Genomic DNA, 19,774 nt, shown 5'->3' with positions numbered 1-19,774 from the left:
TCCTTATGTGTTGAATTCACCACTGCGGGCGAGGCGATCCAGATTTTTGAGGATTTTCTGCAAGACCGCGCGCAGGCCTGATGCGCGATCTTCGCGGTAAGCCCAGGGGGTTTTCTCTTCCATGTAGGCACGCTGGGCCAATTCCATCTGGATCGCGTGGGTTCCTTCGGCGGGCTTCCCGTAATGGCGGGTCGTCCAGCCACCTTTGAAACGCCCATTCAGAACAGTGCTGTATTCGATTTCCGACAGGCACTCTAGGTGGACCGTTTCCTCCACCAGCTGGTCACAGGTGAGGCCATCGTTGGTGCCGATGCTAAAGACAGGCAATACCCCTTCGAAGAGAAAGGGAATGGTCGAGCGAATGGAGTGGCAATCATAGAGAATAGCGACCCCGTGACGGGCCTTCACGCGATCCAGTTCCGCCCGCAACGCTTCATGGTAGGGGAGATGAAAGGCTTCGCGGCGCGCCGCGATCTCATCGTCTCCGGGGGCTTGCCCTTTAAGCCAGATATCAAGCCCATCGAAGTCCGTCTGTGGGCAAAGCGTGGTCGTATTCTGGTTTGGGTACAATGACATACCGCCCGGATCGCGGTTTGCATCCACGACATATCGGTGCACATTTGACCTGACTACCGTCGCGCCGTCGAGCAATCCACCATAAAGCCGGGTGATGTGCCAATCGGTATCTGACAACCCCTGACCGCGGGCATTCAGTCTGGAAAAGATGCCCTCCGGCACGAAAACCCCACCGTGGGGCTGCGCGAGAACAACCGGGCTGTGCCCCGGGATCACCTCAAAAACCTTCATGCTTTCAGTTCCGGCATGGGGATTTGCGCGACATTTTGCACCTTTGCCGAGGCGATCAGATCGGCTGCGCGTTTGATATCGGGCGCGAGATAACGATCTTCCTCCAGCGCAGGCACATCCTTGCGCAGCAAGCGGATACAGCGCGACAGGGCAGCACTGGTTTCCAGCGGCGCGCGGAATTCGACACCCTGTGCGGCACAGAGCAGTTCAACACCCAGAATATTGTGTAGGTTCGACAACATCCGATGCAACCGAAACGCCCCATGCGCCGCCATGGAAACATGGTCCTCCTGATTGGCGGAGGTGGGCGTCGAATCTGTCACGCAGGGGTTTGCCAGATGTTTGTTTTCTGACATCAACGCCGCCGTGGTAACCTCTGCGATCATGTAGCCCGAGTTCAGGCCCGGATTTGGCGTCAGAAAAGGTGGCAAATCAAAGGACAGGGTCGGGTCGACCATCAATGCCACGCGTCTTTGCGCGATGGCTCCTATTTCCGACAGTGCAAGCGCGATCATATCGGCGGCAAAACCAACCGGTTCCGCGTGAAAATTGCCACCAGAGACAATCATATCCGCGCCCGTCAAAACCAGAGGATTGTCCGTGGCGGCATTGGCTTCAATCCGCAGCGTCATGGCCGCCTGTCGCAGCACATCCATTGCCGCGCCGGTAACCTGCGGTTGGCATCTGATGCAATATGGATCCTGAACACGGCTATCGCCTTCGCGGTGGCTTTCGCGGATTTCGGATCCGTCCAGCAACGCCCGCATCGCCGCAGCGGCTTCAATTTGCCCGCGATGCCCCCGCAGCGTGTGGATTTCAGGCTGCAAAGGGGCGGTCGAGCCCATGATCGCATCTGTGGAAAGTGCTGACGTAACAAGCGCTGAACCGGTCGCCTGCCACGCGCCAAAGAGGCCGGACAAGGCAAAGGCGGTAGAGAACTGGGTGCCATTGATGAAAGCCAAGCCCTCTTTTGGCCCGAGCTGGATGGGGTGCAGGCCAGCCTTGCTCAAGGCGTCATGGCCCGGCATGACATCACCCTCAAACTCCGCCTGCCCCGCGCCGATCAGGACAGCCGCCATATGAGCAAGGGGCGCCAGATCGCCCGAAGCGCCCACTGAGCCCTGCGCTGGAATCATAGGCGTCACACCTCGCGCCAACATCTCTTGCAGCAATTCTATGAGCGACCAGCGCACCCCGGACGCTCCGCGCCCCAATGACAGCATCTTCAGCGTCATGATCAACCGGGCGTGAGCACGCGATATTGGGTCACCCACACCGCAACAATGTGACAGGATCAGATTACGTTGCAGCGTCTCTGTATCTTCGGGTGCGATCTTCAGGCTGGCCAGTTTTCCAAAGCCCGTATTCACACCGTAGACCGGGTCTTCGCCGCGAGCCGCCTCCGCAATGCGTGCAGCCGCAGCCTCGACAGCACTGCGGCAATCAGGGTCCAGGACCACAGAGGTTTCATGATGAAAAACCTGCGCGAGATCACTCAATGAAACAGCGCCAGGCGTCAGTGTCAGAACGGTCACGGCTGACCTCCAAAAATCCGTGAATGCAGCGGATTGAACCCAATTCTGTAAACCAGTTCAGCGGGCGTCTCGACATCCCAAACGGCAAGGTCCCCGCGCATTCCCGGGGCGATCATACCGCGATCTGTAAGCCCCAGAGCAAGCGCCGCATTGCGCGTAGCCCCGGCCAATGCCTCTTCCGGCGTCATGCGAAACAGGGTCGAGGCCATATTCATTGCCAACAACAGGGAGGTCATTGGCGAAGAGCCGGGATTGGCATCAGTCGCGACCGCCATCGGCACGGCGTGTTCACGCAACAGATCAATTGGCGGCCTCTGCGTTTCACGCAACGTATAAAATGCACCAGGCAAAATGACCGCAACGGTGCCTGCCGCAGCCATGGCGGCCACACCCGGCGCATCGATGTATTCAATATGATCAGCGGACAGGGCGCCGTATCCCGCAGCCAGTTTTGCGCCCCCCAGATTTGAAAGCTGTTCGGCATGGATTTTCACCGGCAACCCGAGCTCGCTGGCCACCTCAAACACGCGCGCTACCTGCTCCGGCGAAAAAGCAATGCCTTCGCAAAATGCATCTACCGCATCCACAAGACCTTCGGCATGCGCTGCACGAAGAGCGGGAATACAAACCTCGTCAATATACGCATCCCCCCGCCCGGAAAATTCTGGTGGTTCCGCATGCGCGCCCAGAAAGGTGGTCTGAACTGTCACGCCCCGCAGATCACCAAGGTGACGCGCGGCCCGCAACATGTGCAGCTCCACCTCCGCATCAAGGCCATAGCCCGACTTTATCTCGACGGTAGTGATGCCCTCGGCGATCAAGGCATCCAGTCTGGGTAGCGCCTGACCTACCAGCTCGTTCTGGCTGGCGGCGCGCGTCGCCGTGACCGTTGACACAATGCCGCCGCCAGCGCGCGCAATCTCCTCATAAGACGCGCCATTCAGGCGCATCTCAAATTCCCGCGCCCGGTGGCCTCCGAACACCAGATGCGTATGGCAATCGATGAGACCCGGGGTCACCAATCTGCCCTCCAGATCGAGAGCGGATGCCTTGGAATATTCTTGCGGCAGTTCGGCCTGCACGCCAACCCAAATGATCTTTTCATCCTGTAAGGCAATTGTATCGCTGCCATCCAAACCATAGGCCACGCTGCCGGGTACCATGGTCGCAACTTGGCAATTTTTCAGAACTCTGCGCGTCACGGGAACACCAAATTCGAAATTCATCTTGTCAGCCAGATTGTATGGCCTTAAGTTTATTATGTCCATTCATAATAAGGATCATGAATGACCATTTTTGCGCAACGTGCCTACCTCCAAGATGGCTGGGCCAAGGACGTTCGGATAACCCTGCGCGCAGAAGAAATCGCGCACATCCAGACCCAGACAGCACCGAAACCAGAAGACATTCGTGTCGATACGTTGCTGCCTGCATTGTCGAACCTTCATAGCCATAGTTTTCAACGTGCCATGGCTGGGATGACAGAATTTCGCACAGCGGGCAGAGAAAGTTTCTGGACGTGGCGTGACCTGATGTACCGGTTTCTGGATCATCTGACGCCGGAGCAGATTGGGGCAATCGCGCGTCTCGCTTTCATGGAAATGCAAGAAGCAGGCTTTGCGGCGGTGGGCGAATTCCACTACATCCATCATGCACCCGGCGGGCAGCTCTATGACAATCCGGCCGAGCTTTCGCGCCAGATATTGCAGGCCGCGTCGGATACCGGCATCGGGCTGACGCATCTGCCTGTCCTTTATTCTTATGGCGATGTTGGTCAAAAACCACTGACAGGCGGCCAATTGCGTTTTGGCCATAAGGTCGATCAATACATTGAATTGATCGACCGTTGTCAGGACATGGTAAAGCAACTCAACGCGGATACACGCCTCGGGATTGCACCCCATTCCCTGCGCGCGACTTCGCCTTCCGATCTCGCCCGGGTATCGGGCCTTCAGGCGCAGGGCCCGATCCACATCCATATTGCTGAACAGGTGAAAGAAGTCGAAAGCGTCAAAGCGGCGCTCGGGGCGCGACCGGTAGAGTGGCTGCTACATAATGCCAAGGTCGACGCGCGATGGTGCCTGATCCACGCAACCCATATGACAGACGAAGAAACGCTGGGCATCGCTCAGAGCGGAGCGATTGCCGGCCTCTGCCCTGTGACAGAAGCCAATCTGGGTGACGGTATCTTTAACGGTCCCGCCTATGTGGAGTATGGTGGAAAATTCGGGATTGGGACAGATTCCAACATCAACATTTCGCTTTGCGAAGAGCTCAGAACACTGGAGTATTCGCAGCGCCTGAAACACCAGCAACGCAATGTTCTGGCGGCAGGCCCCGGGTCCACGGGTGAAACGCTCTATACAAACACCGCATTGGGGGGTGCGCAGGCCCTGTCACGTAACGCGGGCATTCTGGGTGAAGGGAAGTTGGCCGATATGGTCGCCATCGACAGTACGGCTCCGGCTCTCTGCATGCTTCGGGACGACCAGTTGCTTGATGGTCTCGTTTTCGCGGCCAAAGACAAGGTCGTCACGGATGTTTGGTCAGGCGGGCGCCATCAGGTTCACGGTGGGCAGCATGTTGCCCAGGAAGAAATCCTGTCGCAATATCGCGAGGCCATGCGCAAGCTGATGGCGACATTGAACAAATGATATGATCTCAAAGAATAGGTGACATGCTCAAGACCTTGCCCTTCAACGCCTTGCGCACCTTGGAATCGGTCGTACGGCTGCGCGGTTTCGGGCGTGCGGCGGAAGAGTTGAATGTCACGCAAAGCGCGGTCAGTCAGCATATCAAACTGCTGGAGGATTGGTTGGGTCACAGGTTGCTGATCCGCCGCAGCCGCAAGACCGTGCCCACCGAGGCGGGCGAACGCCTGGCACAAGCCACACGCGAAGGCTTTGGCGGCATCGAGATGATCTGCGACGAGTTGCGTGGGTCAAAAAGAACTCGTGGGCAAGGCATACTGGTTGGCGCGCCGCCCGGTTTTGCCTTTGTCTGGCTGCTGCCCCGGCTTTTGAGGTTTGACCATATGAATCCGGACATCTCAATCTCATTGTCAACCGATCCTCATTCACGTGAGCCTAGCACCGGAGAGGCGGATGTTTTCATTTCATATAGCGCCGGGGGTTTCCCGGGTTTGCACGCCGAACAATTGATGGACGAGAGGATGTCACCGGTTTGCGCACCGAACTTGGCGCGAACCGTCAACGCCATTGGCGACCTGTCCAATCACACCATCCTGAGGGACAATCTGGAATCCGACGAAGCCCTATCGCCCTGGGAATTCTGGGCAAAAGAGTGCGGGATCGGATTGCCTCATTTCAACCGCACAAAGACATACGGTCAGGCAAATCTTGTGGTTCAGGCCGCAGTTCAGGGGCTTGGGATCGCGATGGGAAGAGGGCCGCTGGTTGCGGATGCCATCAAGGATGGGACGTTGGTTCGCCCGTTCGAAGCCACAGCGCCGTCGCAGTTTTCTTACTGGTTTGTCTGCCGACACGAAGCGCTCAAATCGGATAACGTAAACGCTTTCCGGAAATGGCTTCATGAAGAAGCCAAACCTTTTAGACAATCAGGCAATGTGGATTAGGACCACTTTTCGGTGCAGGCGCAGCGCTTGCCCGTGGGTGCCTTCGCAGCAGATCTGAGCGTCTCACTTGCGAAGCCCAACCGCTCAGCGATATCTCAAGTTTCCGCAGGCGGCTTGCCCTACCATTGCCGCCGGACTCTGGAAGACCTTTGCAAAATCCGGGGAAGCCTCCAGCAAAGCGGCACTTTCAGGGAGGCGGTCAATTCGAAGGATACCATTCTCCCACAGTGTCAAACCATCCAAGCGGATGCTCGGGTCAAGCACATTGAGTGAAATCTCGCCGGGCGGATAAGCCCCGCAAGTATGGAAATGCAACAAACGTGGATTACCGAAGGCGCTGCCACTCCAGCGCTCAAAGTGACGCCCTGCTGCCGTTTTATATTCACACCCCGGGTGAATACCCGCATGCCAGGAATGCACGTAGTAGGTGTCGATCCCGTACTTGTTGCCGACAAACTCATAATGTGCACGCGCCGCCGCTACATCTTTGGCAGACCCTTCGAAACCGGTGATGCGCGATCCGTCAAAATTCACCAATAACGTATCTTCTATCTCGCAAGACCAGGGCGAATAGTAGTGTGAGCCCGTTCCCGTCAGGAACCCACGCTGCGCCACACAACCTCTGAAATCGGATGCTGGGACAGGAGCAAAGACGGAAACAGGAAACCGCTTTCTGGTCACGTCACCGACCTGCAGCGTGTTCTGACCCACCCTGCCTTTGAAATCGGTCCCCGCAGGACAAGTCACGTGAATTTCGTTCGCAGAGGCAATTGCAGCGTTGATATGCTGTTTGAGGTCTTCAAAGGCGCTGTAATCGATGGTCCCGAACGGTGACGCCAGCATTTCACGGTCAAGAGCATAACTGATGATCTGCTTTTTCGATGCATCTTTCGTTCTGAACCTGATCTGATCACCCAACCGGGCAAGAAAAACCGTGCAATCGGCCTCCAGCATCTTTGCGACCAGATTGTCGTCAGGGTCCGTGACATCGCGCGCCAGCGGAACGCCGTAGCTTTCCGTGATCAGCCCCAAATGCTCCGCAGTCTTACGGACCTCATCCAACAGGGCCGGATCGTAGTAACCGTCGTTTTCAGTTTCATAGACCAGCAGGACCTTCTGACCCGGTGTGCATTCCGCACAATTGATCAGGAGGTTCCGCGTACCTTTTTCCAGGCGCTGTTGCAGATGTGTGTGCAAGTGATGTCCCCGATTTCTCGCATGTCCGTTCCCCGAGCACACCGTAGCAAGTGGCGAGCGTTCAAACCATTTGGCGTTCATTAACCCCATCATTAGCAATTCTAATATAAGAGCTTTTGCCTTGCCGATAGTTAGTCATTATCGCTATTAAAGATATACATAATGAAGTGAGCGGCCTCCAAATGCGGACGAGTTACCACGACATCAAAGCCGATGTTCTAGATCGCATTCGCAAAAACATCTGGCCCCCCGGTGCAAATCTTCCAGGCGAAATTGAACTGGCTGAAGAATTCGGGTGTGCACGTGCAACTGTGAACCGTGCGATGCGTGAACTTGTTAGCGAAGGCATTCTGGAGCGCAAGCGCAAGGCGGGAACACGTGTCAAATCATCGCCCAGCCGGAAAGCCAAATTCTCCATCCCGCTCATTCGCGAAGAAATCACCAATACCGGTGCGACCTATCGATACGTGCTTGTCGATCGAAACATTATTGCCGCCCCGGGTTGGTTGCGTGCTCAGATCGAAATCCCGAAAGGCCAGAAAGTCTTGCATCTCAGATGCATGCATTACGCAGGCAATCGCCCCTACCAGTTCGAGGAACGCTGGATCAACCTTGGCGCGGTTCCGGACGCGGAAGGCTTTGACTTCAAGGACATGGGGCCAAACGACTGGCTGGTGCGCAAAGTACCCTTCACCAATGGCGAGCTGGTTTTCTCGGCCACAAACGCAACACTTGAAATTGCCGATTTTCTGAACATTGCGGAGGGCGACGCCATTTTCACGGTCGAGCGGACAACCTGGCTGGAAGACATCAGCGTCACCTATGCGCGACTCTATTTCGCGCGGGACTATAAAATGACGACGCAACTTTGACCTGGATGCCAACCTCGCTGATCCCCACGCTTGCACTTTTGAAGTCCGAGACCCCCCGGCGACCCACCCGACAGCACCCAAAGATTTTTGCTCCCGCAACCACCTTCGATATCAAGAAGCGGATCGGCGATGATTGACGACGATCTGACGACCGGATCCATCAAAGGCCACTTTCGCCGATTGGCGCTTCCTGCCGCGATAGGGATGCTGTTCAGCACGCTCTACAACGTGGTGGATACCTTCTACGCGGGCCTCTTTGGTACCCAGGCACAGGCCGGGCTTGCAGTTGGCTTCCAGGCGTTCTTCGTTCTGGTCTCCGTAGGTTTTGGACTGGGAGCGGCGATGAGCGCACTGGTTGGGAATGCAAAAGGCCGCAAGGATGTGGCTGATGCGCGCCACCTCGCCGCCCAGGGCATCAGCTTTGCCCTTTTTGCCACGGTGGTGCTGATTTTCTTGTCACTATTGGCAGGGCCCGCGCTCATCAATGTGGTTTCCGAACCCGGAGCATATCGCGATGCCGGGCAATCCTATTTCAACTGGCTGGTTCTTTCGTTACCGGGATTTATCGTGGCCTATGGCGGCAACGGCATCTTGCAGGCACGGGGTGACACGGTATCCATGCAACGCGCGCTTATCGTCGCCTTTTTCGCCAATATCGGGCTTAATCCGCTGTTGATGTACGGCATTCCCGAGGTGGTTCCCGGCATGGGGTTCAACGGCATCGCACTGGCGACCGCGCTTAGCCAAACGGGCGTCGCGATCTACTTGCTTACCAAAATCTTCGGGCGCGCCATGATGCAAGATCTCGCATGGCGTGAATTTGTCCCAATACCCTCGAAATATTCCGAGATTGCCAATCAGGCATTCCCGGCGAGTTTTGCTCTGCTCATCAACTTTGCCAGCGGTTTCGTTGTTCAGTTCGCGCTGAAGGCTTACGGCGCGACGGCCCTTGCCGCCTATGGAATATCTCTGCGTGTAGAGCAGCTCTTTTTGCTCCCGGCGGTCGGCATCACCATCGCGCTGGTTCCCATCGCAGCTCAAAACTATGGTGCGGGAAACCATGACCGGGTTCGCCTGGCTTTCAAACGGTGCTGGACGTTGGGCGTGATTGCCACCTGCTGTGCCTTTCCATTCCTGTGGTTTTTCGGTGGTTTTGCCACGAGCCTCTTTTCATCCGATCCCGAAGTCATCCGGATCGGGGCACTTTTTCTGAAGATCGAAGCGATTGTGCTGCCGCTCTATGTTGTTCTGTTTTCGGTGAACTCATTGCTGCAGGCCCTGAAAAAGGCCGTATGGACCATGTGGATCGGCATTTATCGGCAAGGCATCGGCATTGCCTTTTTCATATGGCTACTTACGGCTGTCTTTGACTTCGGTCTTTCGGGCGTTAGGATCGGAATTGCACTTGCCGTCGTCACCGGACTGATGCTGTCACTGGCTGTCGCCGCCACTGTTGCCCGGCAGCGCATCGGGGGATTGGCACCTGCTTAAATTCTGATCAAGGTCCACCGCGGCCGCCTGCCAAGACAAGTCACATTTGAGAAAGCTGTTGCCAATCATCATTAAACGCAGACATAATCCGTTTGATATAGGTTTATTCGAGGCCGATAGCCGATGAACTCTGGCGAGATGATATCCGTTTCAAACGTCGATAAATTCTACGGTTCCTTTCAGGCTCTTACCGATATCAATCTCACGGTGGAAAAGGGTGAAAGGGTTGTGATTTGCGGCCCGTCCGGCTCTGGAAAATCAACATTGATCCGGTGCTTCAATGGCTTGGAATTTCACGATTCAGGCAGCATCACAGTCGATGGAATTGAGGTTGAGGAAGGATCAAAGGCACTCAAGACCCTTCGGCAAGAAGTCGGAATGGTGTTCCAGCAGTTCAATCTCTTTCCGCACCTGACCATTCTTGAGAACCTGACCATCGGACCGATCCGGGTCCAGAAAATCCAGAAAGCGGAAGCGGAGGAACGAGCGCGAAAATATCTGGAGCGGGTTCATATCCCCGAACAGGCGGACAAGTTTCCCGCCCAGCTCTCGGGCGGCCAACAGCAGCGCGTCGCCATCGCCCGATCTTTGTGCATGGAAACGCGCATCATGCTTTTTGACGAGCCGACCTCAGCGCTCGATCCCGAGATGATCAACGAAGTGTTGGATGTCATGGTGGAACTGGCCGATACTGGCATCACCATGGTCTGCGTGACCCACGAGATGGGCTTTGCGCGCAAGGTCGCCGACAAAATGGTGTTTATGGAGGCAGGCCGCATCCTGGAAATTTCAGAGCCCGACAAGTTCTTTACCAACCCCGACAGCCCGCGCTGCAAGCTGTTCCTGAGCCAGATTCTGGAGCATTAGGATGACCACTCGACCCGGCACCAAGCGCAAATCCCGGCTTCAATTCTCAAAGATTGTGAATTCGGTTCCGATCTCTCTCGCGCTCTACTTCACTGTTATTCTGGGCATCATCTGGCTTGCCTATTCAGGGGCGCAGGCGATGGGATACAATTGGCAGTGGTATCGCATTCCACAGTATTTTTATACACTTACCGACGACGGATTTCAGTGGGGTGAAATCATGATCGGGCTGGTCAAAACGATCCAGCTTTCGGTCACTTCCTTCATTTTCGCGACACTTCTGGGTCTGCTGATTGCGCTGTTGCGGCTTTCTGGGCTGGTCGTTGGCGGGGCGATTGCCATCGCTTTTCTGGAGTTTGTTCGCAACATGCCAATTCTGGTGTTGCTCTATCTCTTTTATTACGTGCTCGGCCCCGTCTTTTCGCTGGATCGGTACACGGCAAGCGTCTTGTGTCTTGCGGTGTTTCACGCCGCCCTTATTTCCGAAATTTTTCGCGCGGGCATCAATGCCGTCCCAAAAGGTCAGTGGGAAGGCGCCACCTCTATCGGGATGTCAAAGGCGCAGGCATATCGCTACATTATTCTGCCCCAGTCCATAAAATTCATGCTGCCGCCCATGACCGGCGAGGTTGTTCATCTTGTCAAAAGTTCCGCAATCGTCAGTGTCATTGCGGTCGCCGAACTCACGACGATCGGGCGCAATCTCATTTCCGACACTTACATGAGCTTTGAAATCTGGTTCACGATTGCAGCCGTCTACATGGTGATCACGCTTGCGCTGTCAATCGGCGTCTCAAGATTGGAAACCAAATACGCGGTCCGGACATAAACCCAAAACAGAAACGATCAACAAGGAGATAGGACATGAAAATCACAAGACGACTGGTGGGGATGGCCCTCGCCTCCGCTGCCGCGATGTCTCTGGCATTGCCAGCCGCAGCGCAGCAGACGCGGCAAGGTCTATCCAGCGACAGCGTTATCGAGACCATCAAGGAACGCGGCGTGATCAAGATCGGCCTGTCGCTGTTCCGGCCCTGGTCGATGCGCGATCTGGACGGTGAACTCGTCGGGTTTGAGTTGGATGTCGGGCGTGAGCTTGCCAAAGACATGGGCGTTGAAGCCGAATTCGTGCCGACCTCATGGGACGGGATCATTCCGGCGCTGGTTTCAGGCAAGTTTGACGTCATTATCTCCGGTATGTCGATCACACCTCAGCGCAACCTGACGGTCAGCTTCTCTGATCCCTACGCCTATTCCGGCATGACGATCCTTGCCAACAGGGCCATGACCGAAGGCTTTTCGCTGGAAGATTACAACAACCCGGATGTTACATTTGCTGCCCGTCGCGGAGCCACGCCGGTTGCGGTCATCCAATCTATGTTCCCGCAGGCGCAGCTTCTGATGTTCGACGAAGATGGGGCCTCCACTCAGGAAGTTCTCAACGGAAATGCGCATGCGACCATGGCCTCCGAGCCCACACCGTCAGAAGAAGCGAGACGCTATTCTGATACGCTTTATGTGCCATTTAACGAGACCTTTCAGGCTGGCGGCGAGGCCTTCGCTTTTCGCAAAGGGGATCCGGATGCGGAAAACTATTTCAACAACTGGATCGGCGTGAAGACCCGCACCGGCTGGCTGAAAGAGCGGAATGATTACTGGTTCCGTGGAGATGAGTGGAAAGACAGCGTCGCTGAATAAGCTTGAGGATCAGCATCCAGATGGGCGTTCTTCGCCCCTCTGGGATTTTCCCGGTTGAAAGCGGATTGCATGCGAAATCTGATTAAACGCCTCCATTGGATAGACTACCTTATCCTGTTCGTCCTCGTTGCAGCAACTGCTGCAATCGTCGTGCGCGTTGGTGGCGTTCTGAACTACGATTGGCGCTGGGAGAAAATCCCGAACTATATTTTCCGCTACAAGGAAAGCGAGGAGCGCTGGGTCGCCAACCTGCTTGTGCAAGGCCTTGTTGCGACGGTCCGGATCAGTATCTACGCCAGTATTCTGGCCCTCATTCTTGGGGTGATATTGGGTGTCGCACGCTGCTCGGCAAACCTGACAATAAGGATGCTTGCGCGGACCTATCTTGAGTTTCTGCGCAATGTTCCTCCCGTTGTGGTGATCTTCATCTTCTTCTTTTTCCTCTCCGAGCAGTTGATCGTGGCACTCAACATGGAAAGTTGGGCCCGCAGCATCGCCCGGCAGGAAAACAACGCGATCTGGACCTTTCTGTTTGGTGACATGCGACGCTTTCCCGCGCTCATTTCAGGGGTGATTGTGCTGGCCCTGTTCGAAAGCGCATTTGTCGGTGAGATTGTCCGCGCGGGCATCCAGTCTATCGACAGGGGGCAGCGGGAAGCAGCGCGGTCCATCGGCATGAGTTGGTTTCAGGAGATGCGTTTCATCGTGCTCCCCCAGGCGCTTCGCAAGGTTTTGCCGCCGCTAGCCAACCAATTCATAAGCCTGGTCAAGGACAGCTCATTGGTGTCCCTCATTTCCGTACCCGATCTGACGTTCAAGACGGTCGAGTTGGTCGCCTCAACCCGGCTGATCTTTGAAGGCTGGCTGACGGCAGCAGCATTCTACTTTGTGATTTGCTTCGGATTGTCACTGCTGTTCCGGCGTCTGGAAAACAAGTAACTATTCTGTATCCTGAACAACCAGCATCAGAAGATCACCCCGCGCGACGTAGCCACGATTGGTATGCGCCAGTACAAATCCGTCATGGGAGAAGGTAATAGTTTCGGAGGCCCGTCGCGGTTCACAAACATAATGCAGGTAGCCTGCGACCTGCCCTTTTCTGACCCCATGCCCGGCTGACACTTTGCGATCAAAGATACCCTCCCCCGGCGCATAGATACTGTGATCAGGGTCTGCGATCTCTACCCGCCGGGGTGTTCGAATTTCAGAGACCTCCCCGGCGAGAACGCCCATGTGACGCAGCACCCTGTAAAGGCCCTGTTCCGCCAGGTTGGCAATGTCAGGGTCGACGCCACCGCCACCGCCCAGTTCTGTCGCAATCATTGGCACCCCTGCCCGCTCAGCCGCAGAATTGAGAGAACGCGGCTCGTTAAATCCGCCCAAAACCCATACAAGCGGCAGGCCGAAAACCTCCGCCAAGGTGAGATTTCGCGCATATAGCCCCGGATCAGCTGTCCGTGTTGGCAAGGTGCAAGGCGCAAAATAGGCCGCCTTACCTCCCGAGTGCAAATCCAAAGCCGCATCGGCAAGCGGGAGCAGTTCGGTCTCTACATAGTAGGCAATCTGCTCGGTGAGCGCCCCCATCGGATCACCGGGGAATGCACGGTTCAGATTTACCTGATCAAGCGGAGAAACGCGGGTAGATGCCGCGACAGCGGGCCTGTTCAGACTGGGTACAATAATGATCTGTCCGGTAACATCCTCGATCGACAGGTCACCAGCAAGACGCATTATCGCCGATGGTCCCTCGAACTCGTCACCATGGGTGCCGCCTATGATCAATATAACGGGTCCAGCACCGTTTTTGAGGCTGATGATTGGCACCGGGTGATACCCCAAAGGCACCGAGTTATCGGACCAGCGGACACGCAAATCCCCAACTTGTTTTCCCTCGGCCGCAAGGTCAATCGTCGGTGCAACGGTACTTTTCGGCATTGGATGTCTCGCTCTTTGGGGCAGGTTATTCGGTGCAGCCTACAGAATTGAATGCTGTGTGCATGCATATTTTTGACCCGTCAAAGCTCGGGTTTGAACGGCGCGTCGCGTTTGATCTTGTGGGTGAGGTCGGGAATTTCCAACATTGCAATTGGACAGGCCAAACGTAAGCTGCGCGCATGGAACCCAAGGATCCCTCCAACAGGCTTGAAAGCTGCGTCGGTCATTCCGTCAAGAAGCACCGCAATGCGAGAGACCTTACAATCGTCGAACTTTCAAAAATTTCGGGGGTTTCCTCCGCCATGATTTCAAAGATCGAACGCGGTCAGGTCTCGGCGTCTCTGTCCACGCTCGACGCCTTGGCGCAAAGTATTGGAGTGCCCATCGCAAACCTTTTCGCGGACACAGTCGAGCGCAAGGAAGTCTCTTTTGTAAAAGCAGGCGCCGGCATCGAGGTTCGCCGTGTCGGCAGCACCTATGGCCACAGCTACACTCTGGTCGGACGATCCGAGGCAAACGGCCAACATCTGGAGTGCTACGTTATAACCATCAGGGACACCGCAGCAGGACAACCTCTGTTCCAGCATCCCGGGATAGAGTTCATACGCATGATAACCGGTCAAATGACCTACCGCGTCGGCGGCGACAGTTACCTGCTGGAAAAAGGGGATTGCCTGACATTCGACAGCGAGATGCCCCATGGGCCGGTCACGCTGAACACGCAATCTGTTGAATTCTTTACCATCATCGTCACCCCATAGGAAATTTTCTTCAAAAGAACTAATTTTACTGATAGTAGAATCAGCATCGTTTCAGCTGGAAGCACCCGATGACGGCACCCGTTCTGACACCGATCACCCAGGCCCTTAACGCTGGCGTGCTCACGCGCCAGGAACTGAAGGCGTTGATGGTACGGTCGGACGTTCCCGCGCTGAAACACCTGGCTCTCTGGATCATGCTGGTGCTTTCGACCGGATCACTCATCCATCTGACGTATGGATCGGTCTGGATGTGGGCTGCCATGTTCCTGCACGGCGTGGTTCTGGTTCACCATTTCTCACTGCAACACGAGTGTTGCCATTATACCGTATTCAGGACCCGATGGTTGAACGACCTGGTCGGGAACATCTGCGCCATCATCATCATGCTACCAAACCGGCATTTTCGTTATGAGCACTGCGATCACCATACCTACACCCAGCTCAAGGGGGATGACCCTGAGCTCATCGAACTGCCGCGCAGCCTTGGCGGGTATCTTTGGTATCTGTCTTCCCTCCCCTACTGGCGCAGCAAATTCACCGAACTGGGTCGACATACCTTCGGACACCTCAGCAAGGAAGAAGAACGATTCATCCCAAAGGAGGAGCGTCAGACCATTTTCTGGGAGGCGCGTCTGATGCTGGTGGCCTATGTGGCAATCGGGGGTTTTTGTATTGCGACCCATTGGTGGGGACCTGTGATCTATTGGTGGGGACCGGTATTATTGGGCGAACCTGTGATGCGGTTCATTCGCATGACCGAACACGTGGGCAAACCGAACGTGCGCGATATGACCGAAAATACCCGCACTAACTATGTCACCCGGCCCATGCGGTTTCTCGCGTGGAACATGAACTATCATGCCGAGCACCACTATGCGGCCTCTGTGCCTTTCCACGCGCTGCCTGCTTTGCACGAAAAACTCAAAGGCCATGTGGCGGTCGAGTCCAGAGGCTATATCGGGGCCCACATCGACATTCTGGCGCAGCTGTTCGGACGCAAGCATCGTTGTGATGCAACGAAGGGCAACTGACATGCCTCGGGAAAGGGCCTGGCGAGATTTAATCCCGGTTGCCCAAATCTATCGCGGCGATGCGACACCGGTTTCCCTTGGGTCCAGAGAGTTTGCTGTATTTGACACCGATCAGGGGATCACGGTGGCGCTGGCCCGATGCACACATGGCGCTGCCAATTTATGTGACGGCTACTTCGACGGTACCCATATTGAGTGCCCTTTGCATCAAGGCCTGTTTGACGCGCGCACAGGAGTGGCCGTCGCAGCACCCGCCCGGGTTAAGTTGCGGATGATCCTGTCGCGCGAAGTTGACGGCATGGTGCAAGTTTTCATTTAGGACTGACAGTCCGGTGACGTCAATCGGCGCAAGCAGTTCCTATGGTATTTTATTTAGGTTTTAATATTTCAAACTTGAAGATTATCGCCTCTGGTCGTAGACTTCTGCCACAACAGCAAGCGGTACCTGTGCTGTTCAAAGGCGATTTTGGGAGGGCTTAATGCGAATAGCGTGCTTGGGGGGCGGGCCGGCGGGTCTCTATTTTGCGATCTCTATGAAGCTGCGCGACCCTTCCAGCGACATCACGGTATTCGAACGCAACAAGTTCGATGACACTTTCGGCTGGGGTGTGGTGCTCTCAGATGAAACATTGGAAAACCTGTCCCGCAACGACCCCGTAAGCGCCGAAGCGATCGGCGACAGTTTTGCCTATTGGGACGACATCGCCCTGCATTATCGGGGCGAAACACATATTTCCTCAGGTCATGGGTTTTGCGGGATCGGACGCAAGAAACTCCTGTTGCTCTTGCAGGCCCGCGCCAAGGAACTGGGCGTCGAACTGCGCTTTGAAACCGAGATAAAAAGCGCCGATACCTACCGGTCGGACTATGATGTCGTCGTCGCTTCTGACGGGTTGAACTCGGCCACGCGCAATCTATACGCGGAAAGCTTCAAAACCGAGGTTGATCAGCGGCTATGCCAGTTTGTCTGGCTCGGGACACATCAAAAGTTTTCCGATGCCTTCACCTTCATCTTTGAAGAAACAGAGCATGGATGGGTTTGGGTGCATGCCTACCAGTTCGATGACGAAACCGCGACTTTTATCGTCGAATGCGCTCAGGAAACATTCGACAAGTTCGGCTTTGCCGACATGAGCCAGCAGGAAAGCATCCGGACCTGCGAGGCGATATTCAAAGACCACCTGGGTGGCCATGAATTGATGTCGAACGCGAACCATATTCGCGGCTCCGCCTGGATACGTTTTCCGCGAGTCCTTTGCGAAACCTGGCACCATGAAAATGTGGTTCTGCTCGGGGACGCCTCGGCAACGGCGCATTTTTCAATCGGCTCGGGTACCAAGCTAGCCTTTGAGAGCGCGATCGCTCTGGCTGAATTTATCCATACGGAACAAACTCTTGAATTGGCCTTCACCCGCTACCAGGAAGAGCGGCGCCTGGAAGTTCTGCGACTGCAATCAGCCGCGCGGAATTCTCTTGAGTGGTTTGAATCTGTGGAGCGGTACCTGGGCCTTGACCCTGTGCAGCTGAACTACTCAATGCTGACGCGGTCGCAAAGGATCAGCCACGAAAACCTGCGATTGCGTGACCCGGAATGGATGGAAAGCGCGGAGCGCTGGTTCTTTGATCAGGCTGGCGTGGCGGATGATGTGCCGGTTCGTGCGCCAATGTTCGCACCCTTCAGGCTTCGCGAAATGCAGCTTGAAAACCGCATCGTGGTATCGCCGATGGCGCAGTACAAAGCGGTGGATGGTACGCCCAACGATTGGCATCTGATTCATTATGGTGAGCGTGCCAAGGGGGGTGCCGGGCTGGTATTCACGGAAATGACCTGTGTCTCTGAGACGGGTCGGATCACACCGGGTTGTCCCGGACTTTACGCGCCTGAGCATGAAACAGCCTGGAGACGCCTGACAGATTTCGTCCACAACGAGACGACGGCGCGCATATGTTGCCAGATCGGCCATTCCGGTCGCAAGGGATCAACAAACATCGGTTGGGAAGGGATGGACCGGCCCCTGGCGGAGGGGAACTGGGAATTGGTCTCGGCCTCCGCAATCCCGTGGTCCCCGGATAACGCAACCCCCCGTGAAGCAACACGCGCCGATATGGACGATATCAAAGCACAGTTTGTCGCCGCCGCAGAAATGGCAGAGCGCGCCGGTTTCGACATGATCGAATTGCACGCAGCCCACGGATATCTGATTTCTTCCTTCATCTCGCCGGTCTCCAATCAGCGCCAAGACGCATATGGGGGCGCTTTGGCAAATCGGCTACGATATCCATTGGAAGTCTTTGCGGCGATGCGCGAGGTCTGGCCGGAACACAAGCCAATGTCCGTCCGCATTTCGGCCACTGACTGGATGGAGAACGAAGGCGTCACCCCGGACGATGCGGTCGAAATCGCACGCTCCTTTAGCGCCCTCGGCGCTGATATCATTGATGTTTCCGCCGGGCAGACAACGCCTGATGCCAAACCGGTCTACGGTCGGATGTTTCAAACGCCGTTTTCAGATCGCATCCGCAATGATGCCGGTATCAGGACCATGGCTGTTGGAAACATCTATGAGGCCGATCACGCAAATTCGATCCTCATGGCGGGGCGTGCGGATCTTGTCGCGGTGGGACGCCCGCATTTGGCGGATCCCTATTGGACGTTGCACGAGGCTGCGAAAATCGGGGATCGCCAAGCCGATTGGGCGCTCCCCTATCAGGCGGGCAGAGATCAGACATGGCGACTGGCCGACCGGGAAGCGGAGATGATCAGGGTATGAGCATTTCAGGCAAACATGTCATTGTGACTGGCGGCGGCACGGGCGTTGGGGCGGAAACCGCCAAAACCCTCTTCGAAGCCGGAGCCAAAGTCACAATCATGGGGCGCAGTGAGGCGCCTTTGAAATCTCAGAAATTCCCCTATCAGATTTGCGACGTGACCGATCCGGCGGCTGTTGCAGATGCCTTCAGCGCCGCGCGAAAAGATCACGGGCCGATTGCGGCAGTTGTTGCAAATGCCGGAGCCGCGCAAAGCGCGCCTTTCGCTAAAATGACCAATGAGCAGATGCAGGCCATGCTGTCGGTTAATCTGATCGGGGTTGCAAATGTCTGGCAAGCCGCTTTGCCGGACATGAAGGCCGCAGGCTGGGGACGCATGATCGCCATTGCCTCCACTGCGGGTCTGAAAGGGTACCCCTATGTAGCGGCCTATTGCGCATCAAAGCATGGGGTTGTCGGGTTGACGCGGGCGCTCGCCATCGAACTGGCGGCCTCCGGCATTACCGTAAATGCTATCTGCCCCGGGTTCATCGACACACCAATGCTGGATCGTTCCATCGCGACAATTGCCGACAACACCGGCATGTCCGAGCAAAAGGCACGCGCGTCGTTGGTCGCCGGGAACCCGCAGAAGCGCTTGATCTCAACCGACGAGGTCTCGGAGGCGGTGCTTTGGCTCTGTTCGGACGCCGCCCGCTCGGTCAATGGTCACGCCCTGTCACTCTCGGGAGGCGAGATATGACATCTGCCCGCGACACGCATGACATCGGTGAAAGCCTCTCCAAGGAACGTCTGCGCTTATGGCTGAAATTGCTGAAGACCAGCAATCAGATCGAGGGCGAAATACGACGCAGACTGCGCAGCGAATTCGGATCAACCCTGCCAAGGTTCGATGTCATGTCTGCGTTGGCACGCACGTCTGACGGTTTGAAAATGAGCGAAATTTCGAAGCGGCTGCGGGTCTCCAACGGAAACATCACTGGCATCGTGGACAAGCTGACCGAAGAGGGCCTTGCATCGCGCCGATCGATACCGGGTGACCGTCGCGCCAATCTCGTTCAATTGACACCCAAGGGACGTGAAGTCTTTGCTGAACACGCTGAGGCACATGAAAGTTGGATCAGCGGCATTTTGTGCGATCTGGATGAGAACGACATTGAGGGAATGATCCAGCGGCTGGATCACCTCAGCCAATCACTTGAGGATCAGAATTGAC

General features: G+C 55.9%; 19 protein-coding genes. 14 read left to right on the top strand and 5 right to left on the bottom strand.

Going from position 1 to position 19,774, the window contains the following annotated elements; all coding sequences use genetic code 11:
* Positions 1–3 precede the first annotated feature (3 nt).
* The 3 genes from hutG to hutI are packed head-to-tail and all read right to left on the bottom strand — an operon-like array spanning position 4 to position 3,505.
* On the bottom strand, positions 4–807 hold the full coding sequence (gene hutG / locus Q0802_RS12450; protein ID WP_298918574.1) for an N-formylglutamate deformylase: 804 nt from the start codon (positions 805–807) through the stop codon (positions 4–6).
* On the bottom strand, positions 804–2,342 hold the full coding sequence (gene hutH / locus Q0802_RS12445; protein ID WP_298918571.1) for a histidine ammonia-lyase: 1,539 nt from the start codon (positions 2,340–2,342) through the stop codon (positions 804–806). The genes hutG and hutH overlap by 4 nt, the downstream gene beginning before the upstream one ends.
* Complete coding sequence (gene hutI / locus Q0802_RS12440; RefSeq protein WP_298918568.1) at positions 2,339–3,505, bottom strand: imidazolonepropionase; 1,167 nt, start codon at positions 3,503–3,505, stop codon at positions 2,339–2,341. The genes hutH and hutI overlap by 4 nt, the downstream gene beginning before the upstream one ends.
* Before the next feature lie 123 nt (positions 3,506–3,628).
* Between hutI and Q0802_RS12435 the strand changes: the two genes are divergently transcribed.
* Positions 3,629–4,996, top strand: a complete 1,368-nt coding sequence (locus tag Q0802_RS12435) for a formimidoylglutamate deiminase (RefSeq protein WP_298918564.1) — start codon at positions 3,629–3,631, stop codon at positions 4,994–4,996.
* A gap of 23 nt (positions 4,997–5,019) precedes the next feature.
* On the top strand, positions 5,020–5,937 hold the full coding sequence (locus Q0802_RS12430; protein WP_298918561.1) for a LysR substrate-binding domain-containing protein: 918 nt from the start codon (positions 5,020–5,022) through the stop codon (positions 5,935–5,937).
* 84 nt (positions 5,938–6,021) lie between these two features.
* Here the strand turns inward: Q0802_RS12430 and Q0802_RS12425 are convergent, their stop codons facing one another.
* Positions 6,022–7,134, bottom strand: coding sequence for a hypothetical protein (locus Q0802_RS12425; RefSeq protein ID WP_298918558.1), 1,113 nt, complete (start codon positions 7,132–7,134; stop codon positions 6,022–6,024).
* 182 nt (positions 7,135–7,316) lie between these two features.
* Here Q0802_RS12425 and Q0802_RS12420 point away from each other — a divergent pair, with 182 nt between their 5' ends.
* The 6 genes from Q0802_RS12420 (at position 7,317) to Q0802_RS12395 (ending at position 13,001) form a co-directional block, all read left to right on the top strand.
* Complete coding sequence (locus Q0802_RS12420; RefSeq protein ID WP_298918555.1) at positions 7,317–8,006, top strand: UTRA domain-containing protein; 690 nt, start codon at positions 7,317–7,319, stop codon at positions 8,004–8,006.
* 129 nt (positions 8,007–8,135) lie between these two features.
* Positions 8,136–9,497: an MATE family efflux transporter gene (locus Q0802_RS12415; RefSeq protein WP_298918552.1), complete on the top strand. Its 1,362-nt coding sequence runs from the start codon at positions 8,136–8,138 to the stop codon at positions 9,495–9,497.
* A gap of 123 nt (positions 9,498–9,620) precedes the next feature.
* Positions 9,621–10,364 (top strand): amino acid ABC transporter ATP-binding protein, encoded by a 744-nt coding sequence (locus Q0802_RS12410; protein WP_298918550.1) that lies wholly within the window; start codon positions 9,621–9,623, stop codon positions 10,362–10,364.
* A gap of 1 nt (position 10,365) precedes the next feature.
* Complete coding sequence (locus Q0802_RS12405; protein ID WP_298918547.1) at positions 10,366–11,193, top strand: amino acid ABC transporter permease; 828 nt, start codon at positions 10,366–10,368, stop codon at positions 11,191–11,193.
* A 35-nt stretch (positions 11,194–11,228) separates the two neighbouring features.
* Complete coding sequence (locus Q0802_RS12400; protein ID WP_298918546.1) at positions 11,229–12,062, top strand: transporter substrate-binding domain-containing protein; 834 nt, start codon at positions 11,229–11,231, stop codon at positions 12,060–12,062.
* Between the two features lie 69 nt (positions 12,063–12,131).
* On the top strand, positions 12,132–13,001 hold the full coding sequence (locus Q0802_RS12395) for an amino acid ABC transporter permease (RefSeq protein ID WP_298918543.1): 870 nt from the start codon (positions 12,132–12,134) through the stop codon (positions 12,999–13,001).
* Here the strand turns inward: Q0802_RS12395 and Q0802_RS12390 are convergent, their stop codons facing one another.
* Positions 13,002–13,997 (bottom strand): succinylglutamate desuccinylase/aspartoacylase family protein, encoded by a 996-nt coding sequence (locus Q0802_RS12390; protein WP_298918540.1) that lies wholly within the window; start codon positions 13,995–13,997, stop codon positions 13,002–13,004.
* Between the two features lie 179 nt (positions 13,998–14,176).
* Between Q0802_RS12390 and Q0802_RS12385 the strand changes: the two genes are divergently transcribed.
* From Q0802_RS12385 to Q0802_RS12360, 6 genes are all read left to right on the top strand, one after another.
* A complete protein-coding gene (locus tag Q0802_RS12385) occupies positions 14,177–14,758 on the top strand; it encodes a helix-turn-helix domain-containing protein (RefSeq protein ID WP_298918537.1) in 582 nt (193 codons plus the stop codon).
* A 68-nt stretch (positions 14,759–14,826) separates the two neighbouring features.
* Positions 14,827–15,789 (top strand): fatty acid desaturase family protein, encoded by a 963-nt coding sequence (locus Q0802_RS12380; protein ID WP_298918534.1) that lies wholly within the window; start codon positions 14,827–14,829, stop codon positions 15,787–15,789.
* Position 15,790: 1 nt separating this feature from the next.
* Positions 15,791–16,108, top strand: coding sequence for a Rieske 2Fe-2S domain-containing protein (locus tag Q0802_RS12375; protein WP_298918531.1), 318 nt, complete (start codon positions 15,791–15,793; stop codon positions 16,106–16,108).
* 160 nt (positions 16,109–16,268) lie between these two features.
* Positions 16,269–18,560, top strand: coding sequence for a bifunctional salicylyl-CoA 5-hydroxylase/oxidoreductase (locus tag Q0802_RS12370; protein WP_298918525.1), 2,292 nt, complete (start codon positions 16,269–16,271; stop codon positions 18,558–18,560).
* A complete protein-coding gene (locus Q0802_RS12365) occupies positions 18,557–19,300 on the top strand; it encodes an SDR family NAD(P)-dependent oxidoreductase (RefSeq protein ID WP_298919171.1) in 744 nt (247 codons plus the stop codon). Before Q0802_RS12370 ends, Q0802_RS12365 begins: the two co-directional genes overlap by 4 nt.
* Positions 19,297–19,773: a MarR family transcriptional regulator gene (locus tag Q0802_RS12360; protein ID WP_298918522.1), complete on the top strand. Its 477-nt coding sequence runs from the start codon at positions 19,297–19,299 to the stop codon at positions 19,771–19,773. The genes Q0802_RS12365 and Q0802_RS12360 overlap by 4 nt, the downstream gene beginning before the upstream one ends.
* The last annotated feature ends 1 nt before the right edge of the window (position 19,774 follow it).

The sequence above is a fragment of the uncultured Roseobacter sp. genome (assembly GCF_947495275.1).
In the GTDB taxonomy this organism is placed as follows: domain Bacteria; phylum Pseudomonadota; class Alphaproteobacteria; order Rhodobacterales; family Rhodobacteraceae; genus Roseobacter.
Note: the sequence above shows the minus strand (reverse complement) of the source record. Positions and strands in the feature narration are given on the sequence as shown.

Bases quoted from the DNA above. Each gene is read 5' to 3' on its own strand.
- Q0802_RS12405 (WP_298918547.1), top strand. From the start codon at position 10,366: ATGACCACTCGACCCGGCACCAAGCGCAAATCCCGGCTTCAATTCTCA.
- Q0802_RS12435 (WP_298918564.1), top strand. From the start codon at position 3,629: ATGACCATTTTTGCGCAACGTGCCTACCTCCAAGATGGCTGGGCCAAG.
- Q0802_RS12415 (WP_298918552.1), top strand. From the start codon at position 8,136: ATGATTGACGACGATCTGACGACCGGATCCATCAAAGGCCACTTTCGC.
- Q0802_RS12385 (WP_298918537.1), top strand. From the start codon at position 14,177: ATGGAACCCAAGGATCCCTCCAACAGGCTTGAAAGCTGCGTCGGTCAT.
- Q0802_RS12420 (WP_298918555.1), top strand. From the start codon at position 7,317: ATGCGGACGAGTTACCACGACATCAAAGCCGATGTTCTAGATCGCATT.
- hutG (WP_298918574.1), bottom strand. From the start codon at position 807: ATGAAGGTTTTTGAGGTGATCCCGGGGCACAGCCCGGTTGTTCTCGCG.
- Q0802_RS12410 (WP_298918550.1), top strand. From the start codon at position 9,621: ATGAACTCTGGCGAGATGATATCCGTTTCAAACGTCGATAAATTCTAC.
- Q0802_RS12430 (WP_298918561.1), top strand. From the start codon at position 5,020: ATGCTCAAGACCTTGCCCTTCAACGCCTTGCGCACCTTGGAATCGGTC.
- Q0802_RS12375 (WP_298918531.1), top strand. From the start codon at position 15,791: ATGCCTCGGGAAAGGGCCTGGCGAGATTTAATCCCGGTTGCCCAAATC.
- Q0802_RS12370 (WP_298918525.1), top strand. From the start codon at position 16,269: ATGCGAATAGCGTGCTTGGGGGGCGGGCCGGCGGGTCTCTATTTTGCG.
- Q0802_RS12380 (WP_298918534.1), top strand. From the start codon at position 14,827: ATGACGGCACCCGTTCTGACACCGATCACCCAGGCCCTTAACGCTGGC.
- Q0802_RS12390 (WP_298918540.1), bottom strand. From the start codon at position 13,997: ATGCCGAAAAGTACCGTTGCACCGACGATTGACCTTGCGGCCGAGGGA.
- Q0802_RS12395 (WP_298918543.1), top strand. From the start codon at position 12,132: ATGCGAAATCTGATTAAACGCCTCCATTGGATAGACTACCTTATCCTG.
- Q0802_RS12400 (WP_298918546.1), top strand. From the start codon at position 11,229: ATGAAAATCACAAGACGACTGGTGGGGATGGCCCTCGCCTCCGCTGCC.
- Q0802_RS12360 (WP_298918522.1), top strand. From the start codon at position 19,297: ATGACATCTGCCCGCGACACGCATGACATCGGTGAAAGCCTCTCCAAG.
- Q0802_RS12365 (WP_298919171.1), top strand. From the start codon at position 18,557: ATGAGCATTTCAGGCAAACATGTCATTGTGACTGGCGGCGGCACGGGC.
- hutI (WP_298918568.1), bottom strand. From the start codon at position 3,505: ATGGTACCCGGCAGCGTGGCCTATGGTTTGGATGGCAGCGATACAATT.